A 14,975-nucleotide genomic window follows, 5' to 3' on the forward strand; every position below is an offset into this window, starting at 1 on the left:
CCAAGTGGCATCCATTACGGTTGACTCATGGTGTCGTCCGACGAATCAGTGCAGCCGCATGTCATCGTGCTTTTCGGTGCGACGGGCGACCTCGCCCGACGCAAGCTCCTGCCCGGTCTGCTCCGCCTGCACGAGGCCGGCCTGCTGACCAGTGCCCGGATCATCGGCACGTCCCTCGACGAGCTGGACAACGACGCGTTCCTCAAGCTGGCCCGCCAGGCCTGCGAGGAGTTCGGCAAGGGTGAGATCACCGACGCGCGCTGGGCGCCGTTCGAGGCGATGCTCTCCTACGTCCCGACCACCAAGGGCGCCCCGGCGCTGAAGAAGCTGGTCGACACCAAGCGCGCCGACCTGGCCAAGGCCGAGGGCGTCCCGGTCGACGAGGTCCGGCTGCTGCACTACTTCTCGGTGCCGCCCAAGGCCGCGCTGGTCGTGATCAAGGAGCTCGCCGAGGCGGACCTGGTCAAGGACGCCCGGATCATCATGGAGAAGCCGTTCGGCACCGACCTCGCGAGCGCCAAGGCGCTCAACGCGGCCGTGCACGAGGTCTTCGACGAGGAGCAGATCTTCCGGATCGACCACTTCTTGGGCAAGGAGCCGGCGCAGAACATCCTCGCGTTCCGGTTCGCCAACGGTCTGTTCGAGCCAATCTGGAACCGCAACTTCATCGACCACATCCAGATCGACGTCCCCGAGACGCTCGGCCTGGAGGGACGCACCGCGTTCTACGAGTCGACCGGTGCCTACCGTGACATGGTCGTCACCCACCTGATGCAGATCCTCGCCTTCGTCGCGATGGAGCCGCCGACGTCGCTGGCCCCCGGCCCGATCTCGGACGAGAAGAACAAGGTCTTCCGGTCGATGCGCCCGATCGACCCGATGAACAACGTCGTCCGGGGCCAGTACACCGGCTACCGCGGCAAGGAGGAGGTCGCCGACGACTCCGACACCGAGACCTTCGTCGCCCTCAAGGTGATCATCGACAACTGGCGGTGGAGCGGGGTGCCGTTCTTCCTGCGCACCGGCAAGAAGATGGCCGAAGGGGCGCGGATCATCTCGATCGCGTTCAAGGAGCCCCCGCTGACGATGTTCCCGGCGGGCTCCAACGCCGGTACCCAGGGGCCCGACCACCTCACCTTCGACCTGGCCGACCAGTCGAAGATGAGCCTGTCGTTCTACGGCAAGCGTCCCGGCACCGGGATGAAGCTGGAGAAGCTCTCGATGCAGTTCGCCACCGAGGACACCACCTCCTCGTCGGGCGTGCTGGAGGCGTACGAGCGACTCATCTTCGACGCCATGCGCGGCGACCACACCCTCTTCACCACCGCCGAGGGCATCGAGACGCTTTGGGAGGTCTCCCAGCCGCTGCTCGACAACCCGCCGCCGGTGCGGCTCTACGCTCCCGGGTCCTGGGGCCCCAACGCCATCCACCAGCTGATCGCGCCGCACACCTGGCGGCTGCCGTTCGAGCGGGCCTGGCGGGAGAAGGGCACCTCGCGTCGCTGAGGGATGCCGGGGTGGGAAACCCGGATCTCGACGGTGGGTAAGCCGGATCTCGACGGTGGGTAAGCCGGATCTCGACGGTGGGAAACCCGGAAGTCGGCGAATTCAGTCTGCGTGGGGCGCGCTCTCAGCGCGGGCTCAGTCCGTCATGGCAGGCTGTGACTCGTGAATCCCGCATCCGCTAAGTCCCGTGTCCTGGTCGTCGACGACGACAAGGCTGTGCGCGAGTCCCTGCGTCGCTCGTTGGAGTTCAACGGCTACGACGTGGTCCTCGCGGAGGACGGTGCGGAGGCGCTCGCGGTCATCGGCGCGGCCAAGGCCGATGTCGTCGTGATGGACGTGATGATGCCGCGGCTCAACGGCCTGGAGGCGACCAGGGCGCTGCGTGCAGCCGGCAACGACGTACCGATCATCGTGCTGACCGCGCTGGACGCCGTCGGCGACCGGGTCGACGGCCTCGATGCCGGTGCCGACGACTACCTGACCAAGCCGTTCGCGCTGCCCGAGCTGCTCGCGCGGCTGCGCGCCCTGCTGCGTCGCGCCGTCCCGATCGCCGACGGTGACGACGAGGAGGTCCTGGAGTTCGCCGACCTCACCATGAACACCACCACCCGCGAGGTGAGCCGCGCCGGTCGGGCGATCGAGCTGACCCGCACCGAGTTCACCCTGCTGGAGATGTTCCTGCGCCGTCCGCGCCGCGTGCTCGACCGCAGCTTCATCCTCGAAGAGGTCTGGGGCTACGACTTCCCGACGACGGCCAACTCGCTCGAGGTCTACGTCGGCTACCTGCGCCGCAAGACCGAGACCGAGGGTGAGACGCGCCTGATCCACACCGTGCGCGGTGTGGGCTACGTGCTCAAGGAAGCCTGAGACCGGTGACGGTCGCCTCCGTCCTCGAGGAGCGCTGGCACTACCGACGCTCGTTGGCGAGCCGGGTCACGATCCTGACCACGGTGGCGGTGGCCTTCGTCGTGGCCGCCCTCTCGATCGTCGTGTACGTCGTGCTGCGCGTGCAGCTCTCGAACAACCTGGACGACTCCCTGCGCCAGCGTGCCGACAGTGCCGCCGCCTCGCCTGCGCTCCAGGAGCTCACCGGGCAGCTGCTGATCCCCACCGCGGCGCTCGGCGCCGCCGACATCCGGATCGCGTTCCTCTACAACAACAACAACATCTATGTGCCGGACCGGTCGGGGAGCTTCCCCGACCTCGGGGCGCAGGAGCTGGCGGTCTCGAAGGGGCAGGCCGACTCCTCGATCCGCACCGTCGGCACCGGTGATGACGAGTACCGCGTCGTCGCGGTCCGGACCGTACAGCCCGGCCAGGCACTGGTCCTGGCCCAGTCGCTGAGCCCGCAGAACCGGATGCTGCACCGGCTGGGGATCGTGATGTTCCTGGTCTGCCTGATCGGGGTCGGCGTGGCGTGCGTCCTGGGGTGGCTGGTCGCCGCCAACGGCCTGCGCCCGGTCCGCCGTCTGACGGGTTCGGTCGAGGAGATCGCCCGGACCGAGGACCTCACCCCGATCCCGGTCGAGGGCGACGACGAGATCGCCCGGCTGGCCACCGCGTTCAACGGCCTGCTGGTCTCGCTGGCCGCCTCCCGCGACCGGCAGCGTCAGCTGATCGCCGACGCCGGTCACGAGCTGCGCACCCCGCTGACGTCGATGCGGACCAACATCGACCTGCTCACCCAGGCCGACCTCGCCGCGAATGCGGGCGGCGGCGGGATCACCCTGGCGCCCGCCCAGCGGGAGGAGCTGCTGACCGACGTCCGGGCGCAGATGGAGGAGCTCACCACCCTGATCGGTGACCTCGTCGCGCTGGCCCGCGAGGAGGAGAAGCCGGTCGAGGTCGGACCGGTGGCCCTGCACGAGGTGCTCGACCACGCGGTCTCGCGGGTCCGGCTGCGCGCCCCGTCGCTGGTCTTCGACGTCCGCGCCGAGCCGTGGTGGGTGGTCGGCGACGCCTCCGGTCTGGAGCGGGCGCTGACCAACCTGCTCGACAACGCCGCGAAGTTCAGTCCGACCGCCGGAACGGTCCACGTCAGGCTGGTCGACGGCACCGTCACCGTCGACGACGAGGGCCCCGGCATCGCCGACGCGGACCTGCCGCACGTCTTCGAGCGGTTCTACCGCTCGGCGGAGTCGCGGGCCATGCCCGGCTCGGGCCTGGGGCTGTCGATCGTGAAGCAGACCGCGGACCGCCACGGCGGTCAGGTCTCGGCCAGCCGCAACCACGAGGGCGGCGCTCGGGTGACGTTCACCGTGCCCGGTGCGACGTCACCGGTCCCGGAAGGGGCTCCCGCCTGACAGGATGGGACCTATGACCTGGTTCGACACTCCTGCCGAGGCGTCCTCCCGTCTGTCGGCGACCGGCTACCTCGCCGACGACGCGATCGCGCTGACGGCGTACCTCGCCGGAGCCCTGGAGAAGCCGATCCTGGTCGAGGGCCCTGCCGGCGTCGGCAAGACCGAGCTGGCCAAGGCGGTCGCCGCGGCCACCGGCGCAGAGCTGATCCGGCTGCAGTGCTACGAGGGGCTCGACGAGACCCGGGCGCTGTACGAGTGGAACTACAAGAAGCAGCTGCTCCGGATCCAGGCCGCCGGCAACCAGTCCTGGGAGTCGATGCACGACGACATCTTCGGCGAGGACTTCCTGCTCACCCGGCCGCTGCTGACAGCGATCCGGCGCGAGCAGCCGACCGTGCTGCTGATCGACGAGGTCGACAAGACCGACGTCGAGGTCGAGGGCCTGCTGCTGGAGATCCTGAGCGACTTCCAGGTCACCATCCCCGAGCTCGGCACGATCACCGCCACCCGGCGACCGTTCGTGCTGCTCACCTCCAACGCCAGCCGCGAGCTCTCCGAGGCGGTCAAGCGCCGCTGCCTGTACCTGCACATCGACTACCCCGACGTGGAGCGGGAGAAGGCGATCATCACCGCGCGCGTGCCCGGCCTCTCCGACCGCGTCGCCACCCAGCTGGTCCAGGTGATCGCCCGGCTGCGCGACCTGGAGCTGAAGAAGTCGCCCAGCATCGCCGAGAGCATCGACTGGGCGCGCACCCTGATCGCGCTGCAGATCGCCAACCTCGACGAGGCGGTGATCGACCAGACCCTCGGGGTGGTGCTCAAGCACAGCTCCGACGTCGCTCGCGCCACCCGCGAGCTCAAGCTCGGCAAGCCCGACCGGGCCCTGACCAAGTGGAACTGACGGTCCGACCGACCCGCCGGGACTGAGCCGATGTCACTGCTGGATCGCCACCTCGCCTTCCTCGAGGCCCTCCGGGCCGCGGGGCTGCCGGTCTCGCTCGCCGAGGACCTCGACGCGGTCGCGGCCCTCGGCCTGGTCGGGTGGGGCGACCGAGGTCAGGTCCACGACCTGTACGCCGCCACCCTGATCAAACGGGCCAGCCAGCGGCCCACCTTCGAGGAGCTGTTCGAGCTCTACTTCCCGCGGATGGTCGGCAGCGGGAGCACGGGGTCCGTGCTCGGTCCCGACGACGACACCGACGCCGCTGCCGAGCGCTCGGGAGAGGCGGGGGACGGCCCCGGCGAGGGGCTGGGCGGCCCGGCGGTGGAGCGGTTCCGCGACGCGGTCGTCGAGGTGCTGACCGAGGGCGACACCGACCAGATGCGGCAGTCGGCGGTGGAGGCGATGGGCCAGCTCGGTGCGATGCCGGGCCGCGGGCCCGGGATGAGCAGCTGGTCGGCGTACTCGGCGCTGCGACGGCTCAATCCGGGGGAGATCGAGCGGCGGCTGATCGAGGCGTTGAGCGCTGAGGGCTGGCCCACGGAGCAGGCCCGCACCCTGGCGACCCGGCGGGTGCGCGAGTTCCAGGCGATGGTCGAGGCCGACGCCCGACGGCGGATCGCCGAGGAGAAGGGCCCCGAGCATCTGGCCAAGGTGACCGTGCGGCCCACCATCGACAAGCTCAACTTCCTGCACGCCCGCAAGGCCGACGTCGAGGAGCTGCGCCGCCAGCTGTACCCGCTGGCCCGCAAGCTCGCCACCAAGATGAACAAGCAGCAGGCCGGGCGCCGTCGTGGGCCGCTGGACATGCGCCGCACGATGCGTGAGTCGATGTCGTACGGCGGTGTGCCGGTCGTGACCCGGCACCGGCCCAAGCGGCCCCACCGCAACGAGCTCGTGGTGCTGTGCGACGTGAGCGGATCGGTGTCGCACTTCGCCACGTTCACGCTGCTGCTGGTGATCGCGCTGCGCGAGCAGTTCTCCAACGTCCGGGCGTTCATGTTCGTCGACGACATCGTCGAGGTCACCGACCAGATGCGACCGGGCGCGGACCTGGTCGACACCATGACCGAGCTGACCGGGGCTGCGACGTACGCGGCGACGGTCGGGCGGACCAACTACGGCAGGGCGTTCGGGAAGTTCGCCGAGAAGTTCGGTGACGCCGTCGGCCCGAAGACCGCGTTCCTGGTGCTCGGCGACGCCCGCTCGAACTACGCCGACCTCAACCTGGGCACGCTGCGCGAGCTTGCCGGCCGGGCGCGGCACGCCTGGTGGCTCAACCCCGAGGCCGAGATCCAGTGGGACGTCGGCGACTCGGCGGCCTCGCCGTACGGGTCGGTGGTGCCGATGGTGGAGTGCCGCAACCTGGAGCAGCTGACCGAGTTCGTGCACCACCTGGCCTGACCGGCCTCGCCGACGGTCCGCGGCGGCCTGCTGCTTAGAGCTCGATCTCGTAGTGCATGTAGCCGGTGTCGGTGGCGATCTGGTCGTAGAGCCGACGGGCGGTCTCGTTGGTCCGCATGGTGTGCCAGTAGACCTTGCCCGAGCCCCGGGTCCGGGCGTCCTCGGTGACGAACCCGATCAGGGCCCGGCCGACCCCACCACGGCGTACGTCCGAAGCGACGAAGAGGTCCTCCAGGTAGACGTGATCGCTCAGGCTCCACGTGCCCGGGTGCCACAGCCAGTTCACGAAGCCGACCGCGCGGCCCTCGTCGTCGCGTGCGATCGCGCCCTGCATCCGCTCCCCGGCGACGAGGCGGGCGAAGGTCTCCTCGGTGATCGCCTCGGTGAGCTCGGTCTCGTAGAAGGTCAGGTACCCCTGCCACAGGGCGTTCCAGTCGTCGTGGTCGGCGGTGGTGAGGCGGGTGACGGTGACCATGCGGCACACCCTAGGGCCGGCGCGATGTTACTCGTCGGTTGCAGTCTGATGACGGTGGCGGATTCCCGCTCGTCGTCGGGTCCGCAAACGGACAGCGAACGTTAAGGTTCACCCATGAACAAGCGCCCTGTCCTCGCCGGCCTCAGCGCCGCCGCTCTCGCCCTGACGCTGGCCGCGTGCGGCTCGTCGTCTGACTCCTCCGGCTCCAAGGCCTCCGACTCTCCGTCGAGCGGGTCGACGGGCGCCACCGTCACGACGATCTCGAGCGGCAAGCTCACGGTCTGCTCCGACGTGCCCTACGCCCCCTTCGAGACCGAGGACTCCTCCTCGCCGTCGGGCTTCTCCGGCTTCGACATCGACGTGATCCAGAAGATCGCCGACGGGATGGGCCTCAAGCTCGCCGTCGTGCCGACCTCGTTCGCGCCGATCCAGTCCGGTGTCGCGCTCAACTCCTCGCAGTGCGACGTGGCTGCCAGCGCCATCACGATCAACGACGAGCGCAAGCAGAAGATCGACTTCTCCGACCCGTACTTCGACTCCGAGCAGTCCCTGCTGGTGCCGGACAACTCCTCGATCAAGACGATCGACGACCTCGCGGGCAAGAACGTCGGTGTGCAGGACTCCACCACCGGCCAGACCTACACCACCGAGCACGCCCCCCAGGCCAAGGTGATCGCCTTCCCCGACGACGGCAAGATGTTCCAGGCACTCAAGGCCGGCTCGGTCGACGCGCTGCTCCAGGACATCGGCGTCAACGCCCTGCACCAGAAGGCGGGCGGCTACAAGATCGTCCAGACCTACGACACCAAGGAGCAGTACGGCTTCGCGATCAAGAAGGGCAACACCACCCTCCTCGACGCCGTGAACTCGGGCCTGGAGAAGCTTCGTGCCGATGGTGAGTACAAGACCATCTACACGAAGTACTTCGGCAGCTGACCCTCGAACGCAGACGTGAAGGACGCGTTCTCCTGATGTTGAGATCGACCCGGCGCCGGCTCACCCACCTGCCGCTCTACGCGGTGCTGGTGGGTGTGCTGGCGCTGATTGTGTTCAAGACCGACTGGCATGCGATCAGCTCGAACTTCTTCGCCCGCGAAGGGTTCGGGCGGCCGTGGAAGGGCGAGTGGGGCACCTGGCCGGACCTGATCAAGACCGGTGCCTGGAACACGATCAAGTACACCGCGATCGCCTTCGTCGGCGGTCTGGCGCTGGCCACCGTGCTGGCGATGATGCGGATCTCGCCGCTGCGCCCGTACCGCTGGATCGGTACCGCCATCGTGGAGTTCTTCCGCGGCCTGCCGGTGATCGTGGTCGTGCTGACGCTGGCCTTCGGTGTGCCGATCGCGTTCAGCTGGCAATGGCCCGGCGGCGCGATCCAGGCCGGTCTGGTCGCTCTGATCCTGGTGGGCGGGGCCTACATGGCCGAGACCCTGCGCGCCGGCATCCAGGCGGTGCCCAAGGGGCAGACCGAGGCGGCCCGCTCGCTGGGGATGGGCCCGACCCGGACGATGGTCACGATCGTGCTGCCGCAGGCGTTCCGGATCGTCATCCCGCCGCTGACCAACGAGTTCGTGCTCCTGCTCAAGGACACCTCGCTGCTCTTCGTCGCCGGCATGATGATCAACCAGCGCGAGCTGGCCACGATGGCCAACGCGATGACGGTCAACGGCCCCACCGCGGGCACGTCGACCAGCTTCACGCAGGCGGCGATCCTGTACCTGATCATCACCCTGCCGCTGACCCAGCTGGTGGCCTGGATGGAACGACGACAGCAGAGGTCACGATGAGCGAGAACCCCCAGGAGCAGACGGAGCCGTCGACCGCTCCGGCCTCGGAGTCGTCCACGGCATCGGCTCGGGCGTCGGCCCCGGCGTCGTCCACGGAGTCGCCGACCGCGGCGATCGAGATCCGCGGGCTGCACAAGTCCTTCGGCAAGAACGAGGTGCTCAAGGGCATCGACTTCGAGGTGGGCGCCGGTCAGGTGGTCTGCGTGATCGGGCCGTCCGGCTCGGGCAAGTCGACCCTGCTGCGCTGCGTCAACCGGCTTGAGGAGCCCGACTCCGGTGAGGTCCTGGTCGAGGGAGTCGACATCTGCGACGCCGAGACGGACCTGGACGCCGTACGCGCTCGGATCGGGATGGTCTTCCAGCAGTTCAACCTCTTCCCGCACATGACGGTGCTGCGCAACCTCGTCGTCGCCCAGCGTCAGGTGCTGGGGCGCACGAGGTCGGAGGCGATCAAGGTCGCCCGCGCCAACCTGGAGAAGGTCGGCCTGGCGGAGAAGGAGTCGGCCTTCCCCGCACACCTGTCCGGCGGCCAGCAGCAGCGGGTCGCGATCGCCCGGGCGCTGTCGATGAACCCGGACATGATGCTCTTCGACGAGCCCACCTCGGCGCTGGACCCCGAGCTCGTCGGTGACGTGCTCGCGGTGATGAAGACGCTCGCCTCGGAGGGCATGACGATGATGGTCGTCACCCACGAGATGGGCTTCGCCCGCGAGGTCGGCGACAAGCTGGTCTTCATGGACGGCGGCGTGATCGTCGAGCAGGGCGACCCGCGTGAGGTGCTGGCCAACCCCCAGCACGAGCGCACCCAGGCCTTCTTGTCGAAGGTCCTCTAGGCAGTCCCGTTCGTGCAGCGACGCGGCTCGACGCGCCGAAAGGTAGGGCGTGTCGAGCCGTTCTGCTGCACGAACGGTCATCGCCCGGTACCGACTGGCACCGCCAGAAGTCGACAGCTCGACGCTCTTCGGTAGCGTCGAGTCATGCTTGCCGCCTTCTCCATCGCACCGTCCGGATCCAGCGCCGAGGACGGCTCGGTCGCCGAGGCCGTCGCCGCCGCCGTGCAGGTGGTCAAGGAGTCCGGCCTGGACTGGGAGCTCACCTCGATGTTCACCACCATCGAGGGCACTTGGGTAAGCGGGGACATGGGAACTTCTGAGTACGCCGGAAAGGTCGCCGCCTGATGTTGGTCGCGTTTTCTGTCGCCCCGTTGGGCGGCGCAAGTGAGGATGGTTCGGTCACTGAGGCCGTGGCCGCCGCCGTGAAGGTCGTGCGGGAGTCTGGTCTGCCGAACCGCACTGATCCGATGTTCACCACTCTGGAGGGAACCTGGGATCAATGCTTCGACGTGATCCGGCGTGCGACGGAGGCCGTAGCGCCGTATGCGTCTCGTGTGTCGCTGGTCGTGAAGGCCGATATTCGCCCGGGGTTCGAGGGTGAACTCGACGCGAAGGTAGCGCGAGTGGATTCCCTGCTGAATGGGCAGTAGGTGGTGACGTCGTTGACTCCCACCGGTGGTGACCGGATGGTGGTGCGCCCGCCATTTTGGGGTCGTGTGCCCCTGGTGGGCGTCGCGGCGGTTGGCCTCCTCTTGGTCGCTGCGGCGGTGGCATCGGATGACGTATGGGAGTTGGTTGTCACTGGTGGGTGCGGTCTGGTGTTCGCCGGAGTGGGGATCTCGGCGGCCTCGTCCAGAGCAACCCTCGACCGACGTGGCCTCCGGTATCGCCACGGACTCAGGTCGGAGTGGGTTGAGGCCGCTGACATCGTCTCGGTCGCTACTGCTTCGGGTGAGGGTGCGTACTACGAGAGAGTCGCTCTGGTGGTCGTCCGCCGAGACGACTCGCGGATTCGGCTGACCGCGCTGCAGCGCCCCGCTACGACGCGAGGTCGCGCAGAGTTGGAGCGGCAGGCGGCTCGGGCGTCGGCGGCTCTTGGATTGGCCTGAGGCCTCGACCACCGAGGGGGAGTGGGACGAGGTGATGGACGTGATCAAGCGCGCCACCGAGGCAGTCCTGGCCGTCTCCCCGCGGGTCAGTCTGGTGCTCAAGGCCGACATCCGGCCGGGCTACACCGGTCAGCTGAGCGCGAAGGTGGAGCGGGTCACGCGGCTGCTCGACTGATCACCCACGTCGTCGTCTCGTCGCTGCGTCCCCCCAGAAACTCCCGTACGCCGGCCACGGCCCGCCGCACTGACGGATCGGTCGACTCCTCGGCGGTCCTGGCCCCGGCGACGTAGTGCCCCAGCCCGTGTGCGGCCAGCGGGGTGGTGAGGCGGTCGCCGCCGTGAAGGTCGACGTGAGTCCGCCTGCTCAGCCGCATCGATCCGGTACTTACGGCGGTCGAAGGCGCCTGGGACGAGTGCTTTGACGTCGTGCGGTAGGCGACAGAGGCCATCGGGTCGTACGCGTCCCTGTGTCCCTCGTGGGGAAAGCGGACATTCGGCCTGGGTTTGAGGGTGAACTCGATGCGAAGGTCGCCCGGGTGGAGGGGATCTTAGAGCGCTGACGCGACGAAAGCGTGCGTTTTTGCAAAGAACGCGTGCGTGAGACGCGTGTGGAAAGCGAAAATGTCTAGTCCGCCTGTGTTGTGGATGATTTTATCGATCCCAGCGTGACTAGGGCAAATGAGGCATTGGCTGCCTGTGGACAACGGTGGGGAAAACCACTTCGAATCACATCGGCGTAACTCGCCTGGGTAGAATCGCTTACAGAAGACAACAGACCCCACGGCCGAGAAATCCTTGACCGGAGTCGGGGGAAGTCGTCGGCCTTGGGGTCTGTGGAACACCAAACTTGCCGGTCGGGTGTGGTACGGACAATACAAGGCGAGTTGTGTGATGTGAACGCCGGGGTCCCCTGGAGTGTCGGATCGCAGCGACGGCCGGGTGTCTTCGGGAAGGTCTCGTTATGACTGATTATCGGATTGTCTGTACCGAGCAGACCAACTGTCAGCGCGGCGGTCACATTGTGGGCGTGGGCACTGGCGGGGACCAGGGTTGGGACCGTCGTTGGACTGTCGCCCAGGTTTGGGCCGCCATGCGAAACGGCGACCAGTTCTACACTTTCGGCGGCGGGAAGTGGGCGCGGGTGGAGGCATACAACTGCGGGTGCCAGCAGGGCTCCCTTAGGTCTACTGCCGATGCCACTCTTGCGAACAATTTGGACAGGCTGAACCTCTGCCGGATCTGACGACTGCGTCCTTCCCCTGCTCGGTTCGGGTAGGGGAAGGACGCCCCTCGGGGTCTCCTCGGCATCCGTGCGGAAGCGCTCGATACCCTGAGTAGAGACGGCGGGGAGGCCCTGTGGGGTGGACTCTCGCCAACGCCGGGTCGTGGGTAGTTTGACCTCGTGGGTGCCCTCGTTGCGCTTTTAATTGCATCGACGGTGGTCGGGCGGAGCGTACCCACCACGCTCCGACCTGTGCGAATGGCACGACGTGGTCAGCCGTCTACGCGTCGCAGCGCGAAGGTGGAGCGGGTCACGCGGCTGCTCGACTGATCACCCAGGTCGTCGTCTCGTCGCTGCGTCCCCCCAGAAACTCCCGTACGCCGGCCACGGCCCGCCGCACTGACGGATCGGTCGACTCCTCGGCGGTCCTGGCCCCGGCGACGTAGTGCCCCAGCCCGTGGGCGGCCAGCGGGGTGGTGAGGCCGTCGCCGAACCGCAGTGTGGTCTGCGGCGCGCTGCCGCGGGCCCCGGGGGTGGAGCGTCCGGGGGTGCCGTCGAGGCCGGGGACGGGGTCGCCGGTGTGCTCCAGGGCGATCAGGCCGGTGGTCGGTGGGGGAGGGCGGTCGCCGATCGGGGAGCCGGCGGTGACCACCTGGCTGATCGTGAACGGCCCCCGGTGGCGGGCCATCTCGGCGGCCACCATGCCGCCCTGGCTGTGGCCGACGAGGAGGACGGGGTCGCGCGGCCCGACGCCGGCCGCCGTCATCGCCTCGACGATCCCGGCCTCGTAGGTGGTCGGGGCACCGAGACGGATCGAGGCGTTTGCCGGCCAGCTGCGCACGGCGCCGCGGTCGAACGCGTCGGTCCCGGGGAGGTAGACCACGAACCGCCGTCGGCCGTCGGCGCCGGTGATGGCCTGGATCTGGATGGTCCCGTCCGGCATCCGGTTCACCGTGTCGAGGCGGAGCAGCAGGTCGCTGAGCCGGTGCGGTCCGGTCTCGCCCCGCACGGTCCCGGTCAGGGCGAGCGAGGGCACCCCCTCGGTGCCGGCATAGGTGCCGAGCAGGGCGCGGCCGGGCGCTCCTGCGTCCAGGGCCTGGATCGCCGCGCCGGCGACACTCTCGGCGAGCGGAAGCCCGGCCGCGACCGCGTCGTCGGCGGCCAGCATCAGTTGCTGGGCGCTGATCAGGGCGGCGGCGGTGGCCCGGAGCGCGACGGCCTGGGCGATCAGTCCGGTCGGTCCCACGGTCGCGAACCCCAGCGCCGCCAGCGCGGCCGTCGCCGATCCGGGCGAGAGCGCGTAGGTCGCCGTCACGGCGGCCTCGGCGAGCTGGTGTCGCGCGGCGCGGCGCAGCAGGTCGTCGCTGAGGTGGTCGAGTCGTGCGGTCATCGTCCGCACCTCCCACTGCGCGATCAGGTAGTCCGACGTCGGTCCGAGGTCGGCCATCACGGCACCAGCGCGTGGGCCAGGTGACCGATCCCGCTGACGACGTCCCCGGCGACCGAGGCCACCTGCTGGGCCGCGGTCAGGGTGGCGGCGCACGAGACGCTGTGCTGCTCCAGGGCGATGGCGGCCGCCTCGAGCTGCCGCGCGCCGAGCAGCAGCATCCGGACGTGTCCGGCCGCGGCACGCTCGAACGCCTCGGCGGTGGCACCGCTCCACGTCGATGCCGCGACCCGGGCACGTAGGGCGTGGGCCTCGGTGCGGCAGTGCTCGGCCGACGTACGCAGGGAGTGGACGTGGTGGTCGAGATCGACCAGGTCGGCGGGGCTCATCCGAGCACGATCCCCCGGTGCGGGGTCGGGCGCACCTGCCGTCGGGCGCGCTGTGGATAACGGGCGCGATCCACTGGCCTCTACGTTTCTCGTGGAAATGATTTCCGGCGGAAAGAGTATGCTGGAGTGATGCCGACCGAGGACCTTCCCCACATCCAGCGCACGTCGATGGCCTACCTGACGGCGACCGTGGCGCGACGGGTCCTGGTGCGCCTGACCGAGGTGATGGCGGCCGAGGGCCTGACCCGCAACCACTTCACCCTGCTCTCGGCCCTGGCCGAGTTCGGGCCGGTGTCGCAGAGCGAGCTCGCCCGCCGCACCGGCCTCAACGCCGGCCACCTGGTCGGCTTCCTCGATGACCTGGAGGGGATCGGCGCCCTGCAGCGGCGGCCCGACCCCGCCGACCGGCGGCGCAACGCGGTCGAGCTGACCGCTCAGGGCGACGAGCTGGTCGCCCGAGCCACGGCGGCGGAGCGGCACAACGAGGAGGTCGCCTTCGGTGCGCTGTCGGCGAGCGAGCAGGAGACCCTGCGCGCCCTGCTGACCAAGGTCCTCGACCACCCCGTCGCGTCCGAGAAGACCCCCGAGTGAACCGACACCTTCGCCTGATCGGGCGCGCCATCGTCGCCGTCGCCCCGCCGAGCCCGGCCGGTGGGGTCGCGCTCCGGGCGAGCTTCTGCATGGCCGTGCCCCTGATCGCGCTCTTCGCCACCGACCACCTGGAGTGGGCGCTGTACGCCGGCTTCGGCGCGTTCGCCGCCGTCTACGGGCGCCACGCCACCTACGCGCACCGGCTCTGGAGCCAGCTCGTCGCCGGTGGCGTGCTGGTCACCGTGATGCTGATCGGCACCCTGGTCTCCTTCCTCGACGCGCCCGCGCCGGTGCGGATCGTGGTGCTCGCCCTGGTCGCGACCGGCGTCAACCTGATCTCCGTCGCGATGGCGTGGGCGCCGCCGGGGCCGATCTTCGCCGTCTTCGCCTGCGGGGCCTGCCTGTCGATCCCCGCCGCCGGATCGGCGTTCCCGGCCGTGGTCGCGATCGGCGGCGGGACGGTCCTGCTGACCGCGGTGGTCACCGTCGCCCTGGCGTGCCGACGTGTGCCGTGGCGCCGGGCGACCGCGTTCGAGCTGACCTGGGCGGCGACGCCGTACGGCGCACGGCGCTCGGTCCTGATGGGCGCCTCGGCCCTGATCGCGGGGTTCGCCGCCCACCTGGTGGTGCACGAGCGCTGGTACTGGGCGAGCATCGCCGCAGTGGCCGCCGTCACCGGCACCGACACCCACTCCCGACTGGCCCGGGGCGCGCAGCGCTTCCTGGGCACCGCGGGTGGCGTCGTACTCGCCGCAGCGCTCTTCTCCCTCGACGGACCACCGGTGCTGCTGCTCGGCGTCGCGATCGTGTGCCAGGGCGTGATCGAGCTGATCGTGCTGCGCAACTACGCGATCGCGATGACCCTGATCACCCTGGTCGCGCTGTCGATGGTGCAGCTCTCCGCGCCCGGCCCGACCGGCGCCCTGGTCGGCGACCGGCTGCTGGAGACCCTGATCGGGGTAGCCGTCGGGATGGTCCTCAGCCTCGGTCTCGGGCTGGTCGTGCGGCGCCGCGCCGCCTGAGCCGGAT

14 protein-coding genes and 2 pseudogenes are annotated in these 14,975 nt (G+C 69.3%); 13 read left to right on the forward strand and 3 right to left on the reverse strand.

The features are described from left to right. Positions 1-27: 27 nt before the first annotated feature. The 5 genes from zwf (at position 28) to Q1V88_RS07000 (ending at position 6,153) form a co-directional block, all read left to right on the forward strand. Positions 28-1,506, forward strand: coding sequence for a glucose-6-phosphate dehydrogenase (gene zwf, locus Q1V88_RS06980; RefSeq protein ID WP_300679756.1), 1,479 nt, complete (start codon positions 28-30; stop codon positions 1,504-1,506). A 162-nt stretch (positions 1,507-1,668) separates the two neighbouring features. Beyond that, positions 1,669-2,373, forward strand: a complete 705-nt coding sequence (locus Q1V88_RS06985) for a response regulator transcription factor (protein ID WP_300679760.1) — start codon at positions 1,669-1,671, stop codon at positions 2,371-2,373. A gap of 5 nt (positions 2,374-2,378) precedes the next feature. After that, positions 2,379-3,809: a HAMP domain-containing sensor histidine kinase gene (locus tag Q1V88_RS06990; protein ID WP_300679763.1), complete on the forward strand. Its 1,431-nt coding sequence runs from the start codon at positions 2,379-2,381 to the stop codon at positions 3,807-3,809. A gap of 4 nt (positions 3,810-3,813) precedes the next feature. Continuing rightward, complete coding sequence (locus tag Q1V88_RS06995) at positions 3,814-4,710, forward strand: MoxR family ATPase (protein ID WP_300679766.1); 897 nt, start codon at positions 3,814-3,816, stop codon at positions 4,708-4,710. A gap of 30 nt (positions 4,711-4,740) precedes the next feature. Then, on the forward strand, positions 4,741-6,153 hold the full coding sequence (locus Q1V88_RS07000; RefSeq protein WP_300679768.1) for a VWA domain-containing protein: 1,413 nt from the start codon (positions 4,741-4,743) through the stop codon (positions 6,151-6,153). A 34-nt stretch (positions 6,154-6,187) separates the two neighbouring features. Here the strand turns inward: Q1V88_RS07000 and Q1V88_RS07005 are convergent, their stop codons facing one another. Further along, positions 6,188-6,628 carry a GNAT family N-acetyltransferase gene (locus tag Q1V88_RS07005; protein ID WP_300679772.1) on the reverse strand — a complete coding sequence of 147 codons (441 nt, stop codon included), beginning with the start codon at positions 6,626-6,628 and terminating at the stop codon, positions 6,188-6,190. Between the two features lie 114 nt (positions 6,629-6,742). On the opposite strand from Q1V88_RS07005, the gene Q1V88_RS07010 reads away from it, so the two are divergent. The 6 genes and pseudogenes from Q1V88_RS07010 to Q1V88_RS07035 all read left to right on the forward strand — a co-directional run. Further along, the gene (locus Q1V88_RS07010) at positions 6,743-7,564 is read left to right on the forward strand and encodes a transporter substrate-binding domain-containing protein (RefSeq protein ID WP_300679774.1); all 822 of its coding nucleotides are present in this window, start codon (positions 6,743-6,745) and stop codon (positions 7,562-7,564) included. A gap of 35 nt (positions 7,565-7,599) precedes the next feature. Then, positions 7,600-8,415, forward strand: a complete 816-nt coding sequence (locus Q1V88_RS07015; protein ID WP_300679778.1) for an amino acid ABC transporter permease — start codon at positions 7,600-7,602, stop codon at positions 8,413-8,415. After that, on the forward strand, positions 8,412-9,248 hold the full coding sequence (locus Q1V88_RS07020) for an amino acid ABC transporter ATP-binding protein (RefSeq protein WP_300679781.1): 837 nt from the start codon (positions 8,412-8,414) through the stop codon (positions 9,246-9,248). Before Q1V88_RS07015 ends, Q1V88_RS07020 begins: the two co-directional genes overlap by 4 nt. Positions 9,249-9,392: 144 nt before the next feature. Further along, a pseudogene (locus Q1V88_RS07025) lies at positions 9,393-9,542 on the forward strand (thiamine-binding protein); the annotation flags it as partial. A 50-nt stretch (positions 9,543-9,592) separates the two neighbouring features. Further along, positions 9,593-9,898 carry a thiamine-binding protein gene (locus tag Q1V88_RS07030; protein WP_300679784.1) on the forward strand — a complete coding sequence of 102 codons (306 nt, stop codon included), beginning with the start codon at positions 9,593-9,595 and terminating at the stop codon, positions 9,896-9,898. Positions 9,899-10,370: 472 nt separating this feature from the next. Continuing rightward, positions 10,371-10,532 (forward strand): annotated as a pseudogene (locus Q1V88_RS07035) (thiamine-binding protein); the annotation flags it as partial. A 1,357-nt stretch (positions 10,533-11,889) separates the two neighbouring features. On the opposite strand, the gene Q1V88_RS07040 reads toward Q1V88_RS07035, so the two are convergent. Continuing rightward, positions 11,890-13,026 (reverse strand): hypothetical protein, encoded by a 1,137-nt coding sequence (locus Q1V88_RS07040; RefSeq protein ID WP_300679786.1) that lies wholly within the window; start codon positions 13,024-13,026, stop codon positions 11,890-11,892. After that, positions 13,026-13,355, reverse strand: coding sequence for a hypothetical protein (locus Q1V88_RS07045; protein ID WP_300679789.1), 330 nt, complete (start codon positions 13,353-13,355; stop codon positions 13,026-13,028). Before Q1V88_RS07045 ends, Q1V88_RS07040 begins: the two co-directional genes overlap by 1 nt. A 129-nt stretch (positions 13,356-13,484) precedes the next feature. On the opposite strand from Q1V88_RS07045, the gene Q1V88_RS07050 reads away from it, so the two are divergent. Then, positions 13,485-13,946: a MarR family winged helix-turn-helix transcriptional regulator gene (locus Q1V88_RS07050; RefSeq protein WP_300679792.1), complete on the forward strand. Its 462-nt coding sequence runs from the start codon at positions 13,485-13,487 to the stop codon at positions 13,944-13,946. Further along, positions 13,943-14,968 (forward strand): FUSC family protein, encoded by a 1,026-nt coding sequence (locus Q1V88_RS07055; protein ID WP_300679794.1) that lies wholly within the window; start codon positions 13,943-13,945, stop codon positions 14,966-14,968. Before Q1V88_RS07050 ends, Q1V88_RS07055 begins: the two co-directional genes overlap by 4 nt. The last annotated feature ends 7 nt before the right edge of the window (positions 14,969-14,975 follow it).

Source organism: Nocardioides sp. (assembly GCF_030150155.1).
Lineage (GTDB): Bacteria > Actinomycetota > Actinomycetes > Propionibacteriales > Nocardioidaceae > Nocardioides.